Below are 16,094 nucleotides of genomic sequence, written 5' to 3'. Positions count from 1 at the left end.
CCACTATGATAGCCGATCTCACGGTAAAAACACGGTGTTGCTCTATAGTTATAAGGGTTTTGACGTTACATCGGCCACCCTTTCAGCAATGAAAACAGGAGATGAGCACAATGTCGCATAATGAGAAAAACCCACACGGCCATCAATCCCCGGTCCACGATCCCAGTGAGTCCCGACCGGGCCTTGACTCCCTGGCCCCCGAAGATAACTCCCACCGCCCCGATCCCCGCCCCACCCCGCCTGGAGAGCAGCCAACCGCCCCCGGCAGCCTTAAGGCCCCCGATACGCATAATGAGAAGCTCACCGCTCTGGAGACCTTCCGTAAAGGCAGCGACGGTTTTCCCCTGACCACCAACCAGGGAGTACGCATCAGCGACGATCAAAACTCCCTGCGCGCGGGCAATCGCGGCCCGACGCTGCTGGAGGATTTTATCCTGCGGGAGAAAATTACCCATTTTGACCACGAGCGTATTCCGGAGCGTATCGTCCACGCCCGCGGCTCGGCAGCGCACGGCTACTTTCAGCCCTACAAGAGCCTGAAGGATATTACTAAAGCAGATTTCCTCAGCGATCCCGAAAAGATCACCCCGGTCTTTGTCCGCTTCTCTACGGTGCAGGGCGGCGCGGGCTCGGCGGATACCGTGCGTGACATTCGCGGCTTCGCTACCAAATTCTATACCGAAGAGGGGATCTTCGACCTGGTTGGCAACAACACGCCGATATTTTTTATTCAGGATGCGCACAAGTTTCCAGACTTCGTCCACGCGGTGAAGCCGGAGCCGCACTGGGCCATTCCGCAGGGGCAGAGCGCCCATGACACCTTCTGGGACTACGTCTCATTACAGCCAGAGACCCTGCACAACGTGATGTGGGCCATGTCCGATCGCGGTATTCCCCGCAGCTACCGTACCATGGAGGGCTTCGGCATCCACACCTTCCGCCTGGTGAACGCCGAAGGCAAAGGAACCTTTGTCCGCTTCCACTGGAAGCCGGTGGCGGGTAAAGCCTCGCTGGTGTGGGACGAGTCGCAGAAGCTCACCGGCCGCGACCCCGATTTTCATCGCCGCGATCTGTGGGAGGCCATTGAAGCGGGCGATTTCCCCGAGTACGAACTGGGGCTACAGCTGATCCCGGAAGAGGACGAGTTCAAGTTTGATTTTGACCTCCTCGACCCTACCAAGCTGATCCCCGAGGCGCTGGTGCCGGTTCAGCGGGTAGGTAAAATGGTACTCAATCGCAACCCAGATAACTTCTTTGCCGAAAACGAACAGGCGGCGTTTCATCCGGGCCATATTGTCCCCGGCCTGGATTTTACTAACGATCCGCTGCTGCAGGGGCGTCTCTTCTCCTATACCGATACGCAGATCAGCCGCCTTGGCGGGCCAAACTTCCATGAGATCCCTATTAACCGCCCAACCTGTCCGTACCATAACTTCCAGCGCGACGGCATGCACCGCATGGATATCGACACCAACCCGGCGAACTACGAGCCGAACTCAATCAACGATAACTGGCCGCGGGAAACACCTCCCGGCCCGAAACGCGGCGGCTTTGAGTCCTATCAGGAGCGGATAGAGGGCAATAAGATCCGCGAGCGCAGTCCGTCGTTTGGCGAATACTATGCCCACCCGCGCCTGTTCTGGCAAAGTCAGACCCCGCACGAGCAGCAGCACATTATTGATGCCTTTAGCTTCGAGCTGAGCAAAGTGGTGCGCGAGTACATTCGCGAGCGGGTTGTCGATCAGCTGGCCTGCATCGATACCACACTGGCGCAGGCGGTGGCGAAAAATCTGGGTATCTCCCTGACGGATGAGCAGCTCAACGTTACCCTGCCCAAAGAGGTTAACGGGGTAGCAAGCGATCCGTCGCTAAGCCTCTACGCCCAGCCGGACGCCAGCGTTAAGGGCCGCGTAGTCGCCATCCTGCTTAACGATAAGGTGGTTGCCAGCGAGCTCTTGAGCATCCTGCAGGGGCTGCGGGCGAAAGGCGTACACGCCAAACTGCTCTATTCGCGGATGGGAGAAGTGACAGCGGACGATGGTTCAAGCCTGTCGGTAGCGGGCACCTTTGCCGGATCGCCCTCGGTAACCGTAGATGCAGTTATCGTTCCCGGCGGTGACGTCAGCACTCTGCTGAACAACGGTGATGTCGCCTACTACCTGCTGGAGGCCTATAAGCACCTGAAGGTGATTGCCCTGGCAGGCGATGCGCGTCAGTTCAAACAGACGCTGAAGGTCGATGCACAAGGCGAAGCGGGCATTGTCGAAGCGGATGACGCAGCTGGCTCCTTTATCGATGATTTCCTGACCCAGCTGGCCGCACATCGCGTCTGGTCCCGGAGCGGCAAAATCAGCGCTATCCCGGCCTGATAAAGGTAGCGGCATAAAAAAACCGGCGCTTACGCCGGTTTTTTCTTGCTCAGGCTAAAATAGCATTACTTTTTCGGGGCCTGCGGGTCGGTATCGTACTCCGCACAGGTCTGATAACCCGAATTCATAACGTGGCCGGTGTCGTCCAGCGCCACAAAGTAGGTTTCGGTTTTACCATCGCGCTGACCCAGGATATAGGTCTGGCAGGTACCACGAGCGTGAATCATGGTCACTTCTGAGGACGGCTTACCAGCGACCTGCATAACCTGCGCACGGCTCATGCCTTTTTTAACGTCTTTCACTACCGGCGTGGTGACCTGATCTTTAGTACGATCGTAAGCAGTACACCCTGCCAGCATTGCCATAACTGCTGCTGCACCCATAATTCCTGCGAGTTTCATATTCATAATCCTTCCTCTTGTTATCCGCTGTTGTATCAGCGCGTTATCTAAGCCTGGAATATAAAATTACTTTTTTCAACCCATCGAACAGGATGACATAACTTTCGGAAAATTCTAATAAAACTGCTATAAGATACTAAACCGACGCAAATTACAGCACTCGATGGCGATAGCCTTGTCGTTTCAGTGCCAACGGGTTAGCTTTATGAGAGAGCGATATTGCCACTGGCCCGGCAGGCCACTAACGGAGGATGATTAATGACTCTGCAACAAGAAATTATTGAAGCGCTTGGCGTCAAGCCAACGGTAAATGCGGAAGAGGAAGTTCGCCGCAGCGTAGATTTTCTCAAAGCCTATCTTAAAGCGCACCCGTTTTTAAAAACTCTGGTACTGGGCATTAGCGGCGGTCAGGATTCGACCCTTGCCGGCAAGCTGAGCCAGCTGGCCATCAGTGAACTGCGCCAGGAGACGGGCAACGAAGCATTGCAGTTTATTGCCGTGCGTCTGCCCTACGGCGTGCAGTTTGACGAGCAGGATTGCCAGGACGCGATCAACTTTATTAAGCCGGATCGTGTCCTGACCGTTAACATCAAATCCGCGGTGCTGGCCAGCGAGCAGGCCCTGCGCGAAGCGGGCATTGAGCTGTCTGATTTTGTTCGCGGCAATGAAAAAGCGCGTGAGCGTATGAAGGCCCAATACAGCATTGCCGGCATGACCGGCGGCGTCGTCATTGGTACCGACCATGCCGCAGAAGCGGTAACCGGGTTTTACACCAAGTACGGCGATGGCGGTACGGATATCAACCCGCTGTTCCGTCTGAACAAGCGCCAGGGTAAACAGCTGCTGGCGCATCTGGGCTGTCCGGAGCATCTCTACAAAAAAGCGCCGACGGCGGATCTGGAAGACGATCGCCCCTCCCTGCCGGATGAAGCCGCGCTGGGCGTTACCTATGAAAACATTGATGATTATCTGGAAGGCAAAACGCTGGATGAAGGCACCGCCCGCATTATCGAGGGCTGGTACCTGAAAACCGAGCATAAGCGCCGTCCGCCGATCACGGTTTTTGACAACTTCTGGAAAAAATAAATTCCTCAGGCGGCGTAAGCCGCCTCTTTTTTCACCAGCCATAGCCTGCTACACTGGATAAGTAACCAGTATCAGGAGTTTATCTGTGGCAAGGCGTCAATCTGCCCCACGTCTGGATTTTGAGGCGGCGGCTATCTACGAGTATCCCGAACATTTACGACCGTGGCTTGAAGCGTTACCTAAGCATCCCGGCGTCTATTTTTTCCATGGCGAAAGCGAAGCGATGCCGCTCTACATCGGTAAGAGCATCAATATTCGCAGCCGCGTGCTCTCCCATCTGCGCACTGCCGATGAGGCCGCCATGCTGCGCCAGTCCCGGCGCATTACCTGGGTGCGTACCGCCGGTGAAATTGGTGCCCTGCTGCTGGAAGCGCAGCTGATTAAAGAGCAGCAGCCGCTGTTCAATAAACGGCTGCGGCGCAATCGCCAGCTCTGCTCTCTGCTGCTGGCGGGGGAAAAACCGCAGGTTGTCTATGCTCGCGAGGTCGATTTCTCGGCACAGCCGGGGCTGTACGGTCTCTTCGCTAACCGCCGGGCGGCGTTGCAAACGCTGCAAAGCATCGCCGATGAGCAAAAGCTCTGCTACGGCCTGCTGGGGCTGGAGTCGCTGACCCGAGGCCGAGGCTGTTTTCGCTCAGCGCTCAACCGCTGTGCGGGGGCGTGCTGCGGTAAAGAGAGCGTAGAGGCGCACAACCAGCGCCTGATTGACGCGCTTGAGCGCACGCGACTGGTGTGCTGGCCGTGGCGCGGCCCGGTTGCGCTAAAAGAGAGCAGCGGAGAGATGACCCAGTACCATATCATCCATAACTGGCTATGGCTGGGTTCGGTAGATTCCCTTGACGAGGCGGCCAGCCTGCCGCGTCCGCAGGCAAGCTTCGATCAGGATGGCTATAAGATCCTCTGCAAGCCGCTGATTACTGGCCTGCACGATATTACCGAGCTGCCCTGGCCCACAGAATAACCTCTGCCCGCCTGCCGTAGCGTCAACGGCAGGCGAACGGTTATGGCTTAGTGGCCCGGCAGCCAGGTAATTTCGCTAAACAGCAGCTGGCCCTCAGACTTCAACAGCCGCAGCGTGTGGTGCCCCTCCTGCCACCAGGCTCCCTGATCGGCAGTCAGCAGCTTATCCCCCAGCTGCCACGCTCCGCTTAAAACAAACACCACCCCACCCCGTGAGGCAAAGGTTGTAAAGGTGCGATCGGCAACGCGCACTTTCGCCTGACAGCGATCCCGGCGGGTCATGATATTAAAATCCATCGACATCTGACCGTCGGAAAGCTGCGCCTTTACCGGCTGCTCGCCAGCAAAGGTAAAGGGCTGCAGACGCTTAAGCGTGTGGTTAAAGGCGCTGCCGCCGTCGAGCGTCACCTCTCCCCCTTCAATCAGGGTGATCACCCGATCTACGCCGGTAAACTGGGGAAAACCGCCGTTGCTGGCCAGGGAGGCAATGCTGGCGCGCCAGTCGAAATCACGGGTTGCAGCCGGGAAGCAGCAAATTTCACGGGTCTCGCCTGCACCATTACGCCACAGGCTGACCGGCATTTTACGAATATCAAAGTATTCCATTATCACCCTCAATGACGCGCACGCGCGTCCGCGCAACGGTCAAGGCCGCCACGCTTTTTTGTTATGGATTGCTGTTCTGAATGAGCATACCGTTTCGTTAACGGCTAACAAAGAGGGGAACAAAGAAAAAACCGCCAGGCCTGTCCACAGCCCGATGGGGGATGTGAACAAGACCGGCGGTCATAAAAGAAGATGATGATTTTTTAGTCGTTACAAAAAACATTGTTAATTTTACTAACTTTAACCACTCAATCTGTGTGCCTATAGTATTTCTTTACATGGAGCAAAACAGATGCCAGTTAATACTACGATACGCCCTACGTCAGGAACGCCTATACCTCCTGGCGGAGTGCGGCAGCTTACGGTCGTTACTCTATGCATTCTCTTGACCGGATGCCCAGGAGGGCCAAGGGCACCTGAGCCACGCAATACATTTATCAATGGCGATACCCTCTGCTTCAGCGTCGATAGCAAAGATGTGTTGGACTACTACCGGATAGAATCAAATGAAAGCGGTCATTATGAAGTGGTTGCCAACTCTGGCCAAGAGAGGCTCAATGTCTCTTATCCACGGGACTGCATTAAATTTAGCTTTAAGACAGGCTACAACTATGCCATCTCATACGGACTTAATGGTAAAAACTATATTCACGAGATGAGTTCACAATCGTTTTAAAAGAAAAAACCGCCGGGCCTGTCCACAGCCCGATGGGGGATGTGAACAAGACCGGCGGTCTTGAGAAAGTGTGCTGAGTTACTCAGCAGACTCAGGCATTTTACCTTCTGGCGCTTTACGTTCTGTCAGACGCTTCTCAAAATTGGCATTAAACTGCTTTTTCTGCTCTGGCGTCAGGATGTTATAGATTTTGTTCTGGGTTTCCATATGCGCCAGCATACGGGCTTTGTTCTGCTCGGCCATTTTGTCAATCTGTGCTTCAGCTTTCGCCTTGTCGAAGGTGTCGCTGGCAATGATGCTATGGGCAGCGCGGCGCTCATCCAGAGAAGGACGCTTCATCTGGTCACGCTGGCTCTTCATGATCTCACGGATCTGCTGTTTCTGCGCGTCGGTCAGGTTGAGGTCTTTAAACATCATATCGTGATGCGGACCCATTTTGCCTTTATGGTGCATTGCTGCGCCGTTGTCCGCTGCGGCGGTGGTTTCGGCAGCGTGAGCCAGGTTAGCAGCGCCGAACGCCAGGGTAGAGGCAACAAACAGAGCGGTTAATTTACGCATAGTCTTCATCCTTCTTTCAGTTATTCTTACTTACGGCACGTTGCCGTGTTGACGAGATTAACTTTACGACCTTTTTCGTCAATTAATCAGTGCAACGGTAAAACAGTGAAAGTATAAAAAACATTTTCTGCGCAATTGTGAAGACAATATGGAAAAAAGATGGAGAGGTGTAGCAAAAATATTCAAGCAGATGATTTTGAAGGGAATATGGAGGAGCATACTCCTCCATCGATTATTAATAAAGCAGTTTTGTAAGAATAGTCTGCAATAATATCTTAGGCTGACTTTCTATTTCATTCTCTCTACTCCATCCGCACCAGCATTAAACCTGCCCGCAGGCCAGGGGCGACGTTTGGGTTCGGAAATAATACATATTCCGTCTCGTGTTGAACCACGTAGCGCGTCTCGCCCTCTTCTGCCAGCAGCGTACCGGCACTAAACGGCGTGAAGTTGATCGTCTGGGCAGGCATGCAGAGACGGAAACGCTCCCCGAGGCGCGTAATCTGCTGGGCAACCCGATAGCGCAGCACCGGCGCATGCGGGCTCATCCAGGGCGTTTCGCTGAGCAGCGCTGCCAGCGCATCACGGGTTACAGCGAACTGGCTCAGATCGTTCTCACCAAAGGGAAGCGCTTTTCCTAACTCAAGGGTGCAGGCCAGGGCGTTAAAGCGCTCGCAGCTAAAATGGGTAAAGGTGCCCCCCGGCGACTGGTGAAAGACCAGCGCCTCCAGCCCCGCCCCTTCCAGCCAGTGCAGGAATGCTTCATCCCACGGTGTTGTACGGGCGGGTAAAACGCCGAAGCGCGGGTGGTGAGAGCCGCGGATCGCGGTATGCAGATCGAGATGCCAGCGCGTCTCTGTCCTGCTATCAGTAAAAAAGCGATCCACGGCCTGCTCAAGCTGCTCAGCTCGTTCGGTCTCAAGGCTGGGGTGATACTTCTGCCAGCGTTGTCCAAACAGGCGGTTGAGATCGACATGCAGATAGCGCTGATGGGTACGCAGCGCGTCGGGGTTGCCTAATATCACCAGCATGCGCCAGCGCAGCGCCAGTGAACCGGTGAACAACGCGGCCAGCAGGTCATCAACGATCTCTACCGGCGCAGTTTCATTCCCATGAATGCCCACCGAGAGCACCATAGCGCGATCCACGGGCTGATGCGGCGTGAGTTCCAACAGCCCCTCACCGTGCCAGCGCCAGCTAAAGGTGACAGTGTCACCTTTCGTTTTATCGGGATGTGTCCCAGCCAACGTTAAAGCGAGAAAATCGTGCATTGCATCTCCCTTAACGCTGGAAAGCGTAGACTGAGCCAAGATTCAGCAGCTGAGAGAGCTGGTCTAACGCCTCCCTGCCCTCACGCAGCAGCTGCGGATCGGCAAGGTCAGCCTGAGTCAGGCGATCGCGATAGTAGCGATCTACCCAGCCATTAAGTTGATTAAAAAGCGTGTCATTCATCATCACTGCGGGGTTAACCGCCTGCCGCTCCGCCTCCGTTAGTACCACGCGCAGGCGCAGGCAAGCCGGACCACCGCCGTTAGCCATGCTTTCACGCAGATCGAATACCTTTAGCTCATGGATAGGATTATCCTCTGCCAGCAGGCCGTTGAGATAGCGCCAGACGCCTGCATGCTGCTGCGACTCCTGGGGCACGACCAGCACCATTGACCCATCCTCCCGGCTCAGGAGCTGGCTGTTGAACAGATAGGTCGCCACAGCATCTTTCACCGATACTGCCTCCTCCGGCACCTGAATTGCCTGAAATCCCGGCACCCGCTCCGCCAGATGGCTCATCAGTCCACACTGCTTAACAAAAGCCCGTTCGTGGCAGAACAGTACCTGACGGTTGCTTACCGCAATCACATCGTTGTGAAACACCCCCTCGTCAATGACCGTAGGGTTTTGCTGGGCGAACATCACCCGATCCGGATTAACCTGATTAAGGCGCGCCACCGCCTGACTCGCCTCGAGGGTCTGACGCGCAGGATAGCGCTCGGGTGCGGCGTGACCATGCTCCTCACGACCGTAAATAAAGAGCTGAAGACCTGGCTCACCATATTCGCCGCCGAGACGGTTATGGTTTGCCGCCCCCTCGTCGCCAAAGCGTGCCACCTGCGGCAGCGCCGGATGCACGGCGAAACGTTCCTCGTCACGGAAAATAGCCCGCAGCAACGCCTCGGTGGTCGGCGCTTCGCTTGAACGGTGGAACTTGTTGTTCAGGTTAGAAACGGTGAGATGCACCCTGCTGTCCATGGCGTCAGCGGAGGGGCAGACCGTCGCGGCGTTGGCGACCCACATAGAGGATGCCGAGCTGGCCGCCGAGAGCAGCTCCGGCGTCTGCGCTGCCGCTTTCGCTACCACCTGCTCATCGCTGCCGCTGAACCCCAGCTGGCGCAGCACCGCGACGTTGGGCCGCTCCTGGGGAGGGATCACCGCCTGAGGAAAGCCCGCGTCGCTCAGCGCCTTCATCTTCAGCAGGCCCTGCTTCGCCGCCAGCTTCGGGTTGGACACCTGATTACGGTGCTTTGTCGACGCCTCGTTACCAAACGAAAGCCCGGCATAGTGGTGGGTTAGCCCCACCAGGCCGTCAAAGTTTACCTCATGCGCTTTCATGCTCCCTCCCCCGGCGTAAAGTGCAGCCCTGGACTGAGCGTCTCTGGCAGGGTCAAGCTGGGTGACTCCAGGCTCGCCATCGGCCACGCACAGTAGTCGGCGGCGTACCAGGCGCTAGGGCGATGATTCCCCGACGCCCCGATGCCACCAAAGGGTGCGGTGCTTGCCGCGCCGGTGAGCGGCTTATTCCAGTTGACGATCCCGGCCCGCGCCGCCAGCAGCAGCGCGTCAAATTTTTCGCGATCCGCCGAGACCAGTCCGCAAGCCAGTCCGTAGCGGGTGGCGTTGGCCAGCGTAACCGCCTCTTCCCAGCTATCGTAGCGCCAGACGCCCAGCAGCGGGCCAAAGACCTCCTCGTCCGGCACGTCCGCAACGCCGGTGAGATCGATAATGCCAGGAGTGAGCAGCGACGTCCCGGCCTTGAGTCGCTTCGGTGCCAGCAGGGTTCTGCCACCGCGCGCCTCGTGGGCCTGCCAGGCCTTGTAAACCTGATCGGCGGCCTGCTCCGAGATCAGCCCGCCAATAAACGGCTGCGGCTCGGCGTTCCAGCTACCGGGCGCAATACGGCCCGCTACCTCTACCAGGCGGGCAAGAAAGGCGTCACCCTCCGCGCCGCGCTTCACCAGCAGGCGACGGGCGCAGGTACAGCGCTGGCCCGCGGTGATAAATGCCGACTGGATAGTCAGATGCACGGCGGCATCGCGATCCGCTATGTCATCCACGATCAGCGGATTGTTTCCCCCCATCTCAAGGGCGAGGATCTTCTCTGGCTGTCCCGCCAGCTGGCGATGCAGCTGGTAGCCGGTGCTGGCGCTGCCGGTAAAGAGCAGACCGTCAAGATCCGGCAGGCCACTCAGGGCCTGCCCGGTTTCACGCCCGCCCTGCACCAGGTTAAGTACGCCAGCGGGAAGGCCTGCCTGCTCCCAGAGCTTCACCACTGCTTCGCCGCTATGCGGCGTTAGCTCGCTGGGCTTAAACACCAGCGTATTGCCCGCCAGCAGGGCGGGAATAATATGGCCGTTGGGGAGATGGCCCGGGAAGTTATAGGGGCCAAAGACCGCCAGCACGCCGTGGGGGCGATGGCGCAGCGTTGCCGCCCCGTCCGCCATTGCCGTCTGCTGCTCGCCGGTTCGCACGTGCCAGGCCTTTACGGAGATGGCGGCCTTGTTAATCATGGCCCCCACTTCTGTCGCCGCCTCCCAGCGCGGCTTGCCCGTCTCCCGGGCGATGACTTCCGTCAGCGCGCCTCTATTCTCCTCCAGCAGCGCGGCAAATTTTTCCACCACGGCCTGACGGGCAGCAAAAGGCTGCGACGCCCAACCGGGAAAGGCAGCGCGGGCGGCCTGGCATGCCTGGGTTACCTGCCCGGCATCGGCATCGTTCCCCTGCCAGAGCCGATCGCCATTCACCGGATCGTGTTTTTCACGTCGAGCGCCCTGACCGGTCACCCAGTCACCGTTAATCCATAAGCTCATACACTTTTCTCCTCGGCGCAAAGGCGCACCAGGCGAACCTTGTCGCCCGGCTGGCATTTAAGTACGTCTATCTGGGCGGCGCTCAGCACCAGCCGCTCGGTATCGGGATTAGCGGCCACCAGCATGACGCGAAACTGCTGGTACTGCTCGTTAGCCACCATACAGAGCGGCCACTCTCCTGGCGCAGGCTGCCCTTCGGCCACCTCCACGAGGCGGCTTTTGCGAATGGCGCGCACCCGGTCGATATCACACTCCAGCGTCGGTCCGCCGTCGAAAATATCGATATAGTTCCGGTAGCGAAAGCCCTCTTTCTCCAGCACGGCACGCGCCGGGGCGGTTTGCGGATGCACCTCCCCAATCACCGCCTGCGCTTCCGCCGACAGGAACTGGGTATAGATCGGATGCTTGGGCATCAGCTCGGCAATAAACGCCTTCTGTCCGATACCGCACAGGCGATCGGCGCGGCTGAAGGACATGGAGAAGAAGGTTTTGCCCAGGCTGTCCCAAAAAGGCGAGTAGCCATCTTCGCTGATCACGCCGCGCATCTCCGCCACCACCTTGTCGTTGAAGCGATCGCGAAATGCGGCCATGAACATAAAGCGCGATTTAGAGAGCAGGTAGCCGTTGCCCTCCTTCCGCCACTCGGGATCGAGAAACAGCGTGCACAGTTCGCTGCTGCCGGTATGGTCGTTGCTTAAGAACAGCGTAGGCAGCGCGTTGTAGACGTTAAGCTCTTTGGAAGCATGCACCAGGGTCCCGACGCGGTAGTTGTACCAGGGATCGTTCAGGCCGACGGCGACCTCAATGGCGCAGACCCCAGCCACCGTGCCGCTGTCGCTATCTTCCAGCACAAACAGATAGCCCTGATCGCTTTTCGGCAGCTCACCCAGCCAGGTCTGTCGCGCCCGAGTAATACGCGCTGCCAGCGTGGCCTCGTCAGCAGGCAGCGAGGTTAGCCCGCCGCCGGTTTTTCCCGCCAGCTGCATCAGGGCGGGCAGATCGCTATGCTCAATCGGACGGATCACCATCATGTTGCGTACCCCGCAAGAAATCGTTCGCAGGCGCGGGAGAAGCGTTCCATGCCGGTGCGGATCTCCTCCTCGCTGATATTCAGCGCCGGGGCGAAGCGCACGACGTTGCCTCCGGCAATCAGCACCATCGCGCCCTCTTCGGCGGCAAGCTGGGCGATCTGCTTGGCTTTGCCGGCCCAGGCGGGATCCAGCTCGCAGCCAATCAGCAGGCCGATGCCGCGGATCTCTTTAAACAGCGCTAAGCGAACATTAATAGCCTCGAGCTGCTCGACGAATGCCTGCTGACGCTGTTTCACGCCGTCCAGGAAAGCTTTGTTGTTGACGTTATCCAGCAGCTCTCCCGCTACGGCAGCAGCCAGCGGATTGCCGCCGTAGGTGGTTCCGTGTGTGCCCACGGTCATCACGCTGGCGTACTCGTCCCGCGTCAGCATTGCGCCAATCGGAAAACCACCCCCGAGGGCTTTGGCCGTGGTCAGCACGTCAGGTGTAACGCCATAGTGCATATAGGCATACAGCTCGCCGGTGCGTCCTACGCCCGTCTGCACTTCATCGAAGATCAGCAGCGCGTTATGGCGATCGCACAGCTCACGCAGCGCCTGTAAGAATTCTGCTTTCGCAGGTACAACGCCACCTTCACCCTGAATGGGTTCAACGAGCACGGCGCAGGTATCATCGTTAATTAATGCCTGGGCGGAGGCGATGTCGTTGAATACCGCGTGGTGGATATCCGGCGGCAGCGGGGCAAAGTCCTGCGAGTAGGCAGGCTGGCCTCCGGCGCTAACGGTAAAGAGCGTCCGGCCATGGAAGGCATTTTTAAAGGCGACGATCCCACTCTTCTGCGCACCATGGCGATCGTGCGCGTATTTACGCGCCAGCTTGAGCGCCGCCTCGTTGGCCTCCGCGCCGGAGTTACAGAAGAAGACCCGGTCGGCAAAGGTGGCGTCGATAAGCCGTTTTGCCAGCCGCAGCGCTGGCTCGTTGGTATAGCCGTTGCCGGTATGCCAGAACCGAGCCGCCTGCTCGCTCAGGGCGCGACACAGCCCCGGATGGGCATGGCCCAGCGCGTTAACGGCAATGCCGCCAGCAAAATCGACATACTCTTTCCCCTGCTGATCCCACAGGCGGGAACCCTCCCCACGGACGGGAATAAAAGGCGCAGGCGCATACACCGGCAGCATCCACTCATCAAAACTCTCACGCGTAACGGGCAAAGACATAGCCACCTCATCAGGTAAATGAAACGTTGTTAATATGTTAATTATTGTGAACATCGGCCCTGTGAATGTAGATTGCACGCATCGTGCCAGCCAGCGATAAAAATGCATAACGCCGGAGCGGTGACGAAATATCAATGTGTTACAGCAGAGCGCTATGCAAATAAATTGCATAAAAAGTGAATAATTTTATTAAGAAGGCCGATGGCGGTGTCTGAGAGCAGCGGATTTATGCAGGTATAAGATTTAATTCTGGAAGTGTGATCGCAAGCGAAACTTACCGCCGTTTCGCGCCCTCATGCGGTGCGGACTGCCCTTTTTTAGTGCGTGATGGGCATGAGAAATCCAGGGCGGATACGCTGCGATTTTTCTGTTAACATCTGGGCTTACTTATTGCTATGTGGCAGAAAATATGAAATTTGTTTCTTTTAATATCAACGGGCTGCGTGCGCGCCCCCATCAGCTGGCGGCAATTGTAGAGAAACACCAGCCGGACGTGATTGGCCTGCAGGAGACAAAGGTTCACGACGATATGTTCCCGCTCGAAGAGGTCGCAAAGCTGGGCTACAACGTCTTTTATCATGGCCAGAAAGGGCATTACGGCGTGGCACTGCTTACCAAAGAGACCCCTGTCTCGGTGCGTCGTGGCTTTCCCGGTGACGACGGCGAAGCGCAGCGCCGGATCATCATGGCGGAGATCCCCTCGGCCCTCGGCAATATCACGGTGATCAATGGCTACTTCCCGCAGGGCGAGAGCCGCGATCATCCGACAAAATTCCCGGCCAAAGAGAAATTTTACGCAGACCTGCAGAGCTATCTGGATAACGAGCTGCAGAAGGACAGCCCGGTGCTGATCATGGGCGATATGAATATTAGCCCAACGGATCTCGATATCGGCATTGGCGAAGAGAGCCGCAAGCGCTGGCTGCGCGGCGGCAAATGCTCCTTCCTGCCGGAAGAGCGTGAGTGGCTGGGTCGTCTGCTGGGGTGGGGGCTGGTGGATACCTTCCGCCACGCCAACCCTGAAACCCAGGATCGCTACTCCTGGTTCGACTACCGTTCAAAAGGGTTCGATGACAACCGTGGGCTGCGTATCGATCTGCTGCTTGCCAGCCAGTCGCTGGCCAGCCGCTGCCAGGAGACGGGCATCGATTACGATATCCGTAGCATGGAGAAGCCCTCCGACCATGCGCCGGTCTGGGCCAGCTTCAAGCTCTAACCCTGGCTAACGTAACGCCGGGCGGCGCTAGCGCTTGCCCGGCCTACTCGCGTACTCGCCGCCACACCAGCGGATTGGTGCTAAGCGTGCGCTCGTCGCGCTGGCACTGCAGCAGGACGCCCTCCGCCTTGATCACTGCCCCTTCCGAATAGTTCCGATCTTCATAAATACAGCACAGATTACAGGGCTGCGGGCGCTGTCCGCCCGTGCTAAACACCTCCGGCGGCACGTTTACCTCTACGTCGGAGCGGAGGCGGTCGGCCTGTGCACCGGCGGATAAAAGTCCAAGCAGAGCAATCACGTAACGGTTCATCGACGAGTTTCCTTTTTTGTGCTGATTATCACTATAACGGTAAACCATGCCGGTTCCTTTAATTTATCTGCCCATCGTTTTTAGTTATGACTCAGGCCCGCTTATAAATTTCCCTTAGGGGGTTAACTTTTCGCTTGCCTGGCAAAGCGGTGCGGGTGGTATAGTCGAAAACGATGCTAAAACGCTCACACAACAACCATAATTTATTATAAGAGGAACTTATCTCTATGGATCAGGCACGCTCTCTGGAATCATTTCTAACCCATGTCCAACGCCGCGACCCGCATCAAAGCGAGTTTGCTCAGGCCGTCCGCGAGGTGATGACCACCCTCTGGCCTTTCCTTGAGGCAAATCCGCGCTATCGCCACATGTCGCTGCTTGAACGCCTGGTAGAGCCAGAACGCGTGATCCAGTTCCGCGTCGTGTGGGTAGATGATAAGAATCAGGTGCAGGTCAACCGCGCCTGGCGCGTACAGTTCAACTCGGCGATCGGCCCGTTTAAGGGCGGTATGCGCTTCCACCCCTCGGTGAACCTGTCGATCCTCAAGTTCCTCGGTTTTGAACAGACTTTTAAAAATGCCCTCACCACCCTGCCAATGGGCGGTGGCAAAGGCGGCAGCGATTTCGATCCCAAAGGCAAAAGCGAAGGCGAAGTGATGCGTTTCTGCCAGGCGCTGATGACCGAGCTGTACCGACACCTGGGGCCGGATACCGACGTTCCTGCGGGCGACATCGGCGTCGGCGGTCGTGAAGTGGGCTTTATGGCGGGGATGATGAAAAAGCTCTCCAACAGCAGCGCCTGCGTCTTTACCGGCAAAGGACTCTCTTTCGGCGGCAGCCTGATCCGCCCTGAGGCGACCGGCTACGGCCTGGTGTACTTCACCGAAGCTATGCTCAAGCGTCACGGCCTGAGCTTCGAAGGGATGCGCGTGGCGGTCTCTGGATCTGGCAACGTGGCGCAGTACGCTATCGAAAAAGCGATGGAGTTTGGTGCCCGCGTGGTGACCGCCTCCGACTCCGGCGGCACCGTGGTCGATGAAGCTGGCTTTACGGCAGAGAAACTGGCGCGCCTGTGCGAGATCAAAGCCAGCCGCGATGGCCGCCTGGCCGACTACGCCCGCGAGTTCGATCTGCTCTGGCTGGAAGGCAAGCAGCCGTGGTCCGTGCCGGTGGATATCGCTCTGCCGTGCGCGACCCAGAACGAGCTGGACGAGGATGCAGCGCGCCAACTGATCGCCAACGGTGTGAAGGCGGTGGCGGAAGGGGCGAATATGCCCACCACCATCGACGCCACCGATCTGTTCCTTGAGGCGGGCGTGCTCTTTGCGCCGGGTAAAGCCGCTAACGCGGGCGGGGTCGCCACCTCCGGTCTGGAGATGGCGCAGAATGCAGCGCGTCTGGGCTGGAAGGCGGAGAAAGTAGACGCCCGCCTGCACCATATCATGCTGGATATCCACAACGCCTGCGTGGAGTACGGTGGGGAAGGCAAACAGACCCACTACGTGCGTGGGGCAAACATTGCCGGGTTTGTGAAGGTGGCCGACGCGATGATCGGGCAAGGGGTAATTTAATTCTACGG

Annotated in this window: 15 protein-coding genes; 6 read left to right on the top strand and 9 right to left on the bottom strand. The window is 57.6% G+C overall.

Annotated elements, in window-relative coordinates; genetic code table 11:
• The first annotated feature begins 110 nt into the window (after nucleotides 1–110).
• Complete coding sequence (katE, locus tag WFN61_RS04490) at nucleotides 111–2,369, top strand: catalase HPII (protein ID WP_337037904.1); 2,259 nt, start codon at nucleotides 111–113, stop codon at nucleotides 2,367–2,369.
• A gap of 65 nt (nucleotides 2,370–2,434) precedes the next feature.
• On the opposite strand, the gene osmE is transcribed toward katE, so the two are convergent.
• Complete coding sequence (osmE, locus tag WFN61_RS04485) at nucleotides 2,435–2,776, bottom strand: osmotically-inducible lipoprotein OsmE (protein WP_042394854.1); 342 nt, start codon at nucleotides 2,774–2,776, stop codon at nucleotides 2,435–2,437.
• Between the two features lie 252 nt (nucleotides 2,777–3,028).
• Between osmE and nadE the strand changes: the two genes are divergently transcribed.
• The gene (gene nadE, locus WFN61_RS04480; protein WP_337037901.1) at nucleotides 3,029–3,856 is read left to right on the top strand and encodes an ammonia-dependent NAD(+) synthetase; all 828 of its coding nucleotides are present in this window, start codon (nucleotides 3,029–3,031) and stop codon (nucleotides 3,854–3,856) included.
• A gap of 85 nt (nucleotides 3,857–3,941) precedes the next feature.
• Complete coding sequence (gene cho / locus WFN61_RS04475) at nucleotides 3,942–4,817, top strand: excinuclease Cho (RefSeq protein ID WP_144812136.1); 876 nt, start codon at nucleotides 3,942–3,944, stop codon at nucleotides 4,815–4,817.
• A 47-nt stretch (nucleotides 4,818–4,864) separates the two neighbouring features.
• Here the strand turns inward: cho and ves are convergent, their stop codons facing one another.
• Nucleotides 4,865–5,422, bottom strand: a complete 558-nt coding sequence (ves, locus tag WFN61_RS04470) for an environmental stress-induced protein Ves (protein ID WP_313573472.1) — start codon at nucleotides 5,420–5,422, stop codon at nucleotides 4,865–4,867.
• A 292-nt stretch (nucleotides 5,423–5,714) separates the two neighbouring features.
• On the opposite strand from ves, the gene WFN61_RS04465 reads away from it, so the two are divergent.
• Nucleotides 5,715–6,098 carry a putative T6SS immunity periplasmic lipoprotein gene (locus tag WFN61_RS04465; protein WP_337037895.1) on the top strand — a complete coding sequence of 128 codons (384 nt, stop codon included), beginning with the start codon at nucleotides 5,715–5,717 and terminating at the stop codon, nucleotides 6,096–6,098.
• 78 nt (nucleotides 6,099–6,176) lie between these two features.
• Here WFN61_RS04465 and spy read toward each other — a convergent pair whose 3' ends face one another.
• The 6 genes from spy to WFN61_RS04435 all read right to left on the bottom strand — a co-directional run bounded on the left by spy (nucleotide 6,177) and on the right by WFN61_RS04435 (nucleotide 12,986).
• Nucleotides 6,177–6,656 (bottom strand): ATP-independent periplasmic protein-refolding chaperone Spy, encoded by a 480-nt coding sequence (gene spy, locus WFN61_RS04460; RefSeq protein ID WP_144812142.1) that lies wholly within the window; start codon nucleotides 6,654–6,656, stop codon nucleotides 6,177–6,179.
• Between the two features lie 302 nt (nucleotides 6,657–6,958).
• Nucleotides 6,959–7,927, bottom strand: a complete 969-nt coding sequence (gene astE, locus WFN61_RS04455; RefSeq protein WP_337037892.1) for a succinylglutamate desuccinylase — start codon at nucleotides 7,925–7,927, stop codon at nucleotides 6,959–6,961.
• A gap of 10 nt (nucleotides 7,928–7,937) precedes the next feature.
• Complete coding sequence (astB, locus tag WFN61_RS04450; RefSeq protein ID WP_337037891.1) at nucleotides 7,938–9,263, bottom strand: N-succinylarginine dihydrolase; 1,326 nt, start codon at nucleotides 9,261–9,263, stop codon at nucleotides 7,938–7,940.
• Nucleotides 9,260–10,738: a succinylglutamate-semialdehyde dehydrogenase gene (gene astD / locus WFN61_RS04445; RefSeq protein ID WP_312282119.1), complete on the bottom strand. Its 1,479-nt coding sequence runs from the start codon at nucleotides 10,736–10,738 to the stop codon at nucleotides 9,260–9,262. The genes astB and astD overlap by 4 nt, the downstream gene beginning before the upstream one ends.
• Nucleotides 10,735–11,769 carry an arginine N-succinyltransferase gene (astA, locus tag WFN61_RS04440; RefSeq protein WP_312235424.1) on the bottom strand — a complete coding sequence of 345 codons (1,035 nt, stop codon included), beginning with the start codon at nucleotides 11,767–11,769 and terminating at the stop codon, nucleotides 10,735–10,737. The genes astD and astA overlap by 4 nt, the downstream gene beginning before the upstream one ends.
• Nucleotides 11,766–12,986: an aspartate aminotransferase family protein gene (locus tag WFN61_RS04435; protein WP_144812158.1), complete on the bottom strand. Its 1,221-nt coding sequence runs from the start codon at nucleotides 12,984–12,986 to the stop codon at nucleotides 11,766–11,768. The genes astA and WFN61_RS04435 overlap by 4 nt, the downstream gene beginning before the upstream one ends.
• Nucleotides 12,987–13,395: 409 nt before the next feature.
• Here WFN61_RS04435 and xthA point away from each other — a divergent pair, with 409 nt between their 5' ends.
• Nucleotides 13,396–14,202 (top strand): exodeoxyribonuclease III, encoded by an 807-nt coding sequence (gene xthA / locus WFN61_RS04430; protein ID WP_312235426.1) that lies wholly within the window; start codon nucleotides 13,396–13,398, stop codon nucleotides 14,200–14,202.
• 43 nt (nucleotides 14,203–14,245) lie between these two features.
• On the opposite strand, the gene WFN61_RS04425 is transcribed toward xthA, so the two are convergent.
• The gene (locus WFN61_RS04425) at nucleotides 14,246–14,515 is read right to left on the bottom strand and encodes a YnjH family protein (RefSeq protein WP_312633820.1); all 270 of its coding nucleotides are present in this window, start codon (nucleotides 14,513–14,515) and stop codon (nucleotides 14,246–14,248) included.
• Between the two features lie 227 nt (nucleotides 14,516–14,742).
• Here WFN61_RS04425 and gdhA point away from each other — a divergent pair, with 227 nt between their 5' ends.
• Complete coding sequence (gdhA, locus tag WFN61_RS04420; protein WP_337037885.1) at nucleotides 14,743–16,086, top strand: NADP-specific glutamate dehydrogenase; 1,344 nt, start codon at nucleotides 14,743–14,745, stop codon at nucleotides 16,084–16,086.
• Nucleotides 16,087–16,094 lie beyond the last annotated feature (8 nt).

The organism is Pseudescherichia sp. AS216, from assembly GCF_037152055.1.
GTDB lineage: Bacteria > Pseudomonadota > Gammaproteobacteria > Enterobacterales > Enterobacteriaceae > Pseudescherichia.
This window is presented reverse-complemented; position numbering and strand designations above follow the sequence as displayed.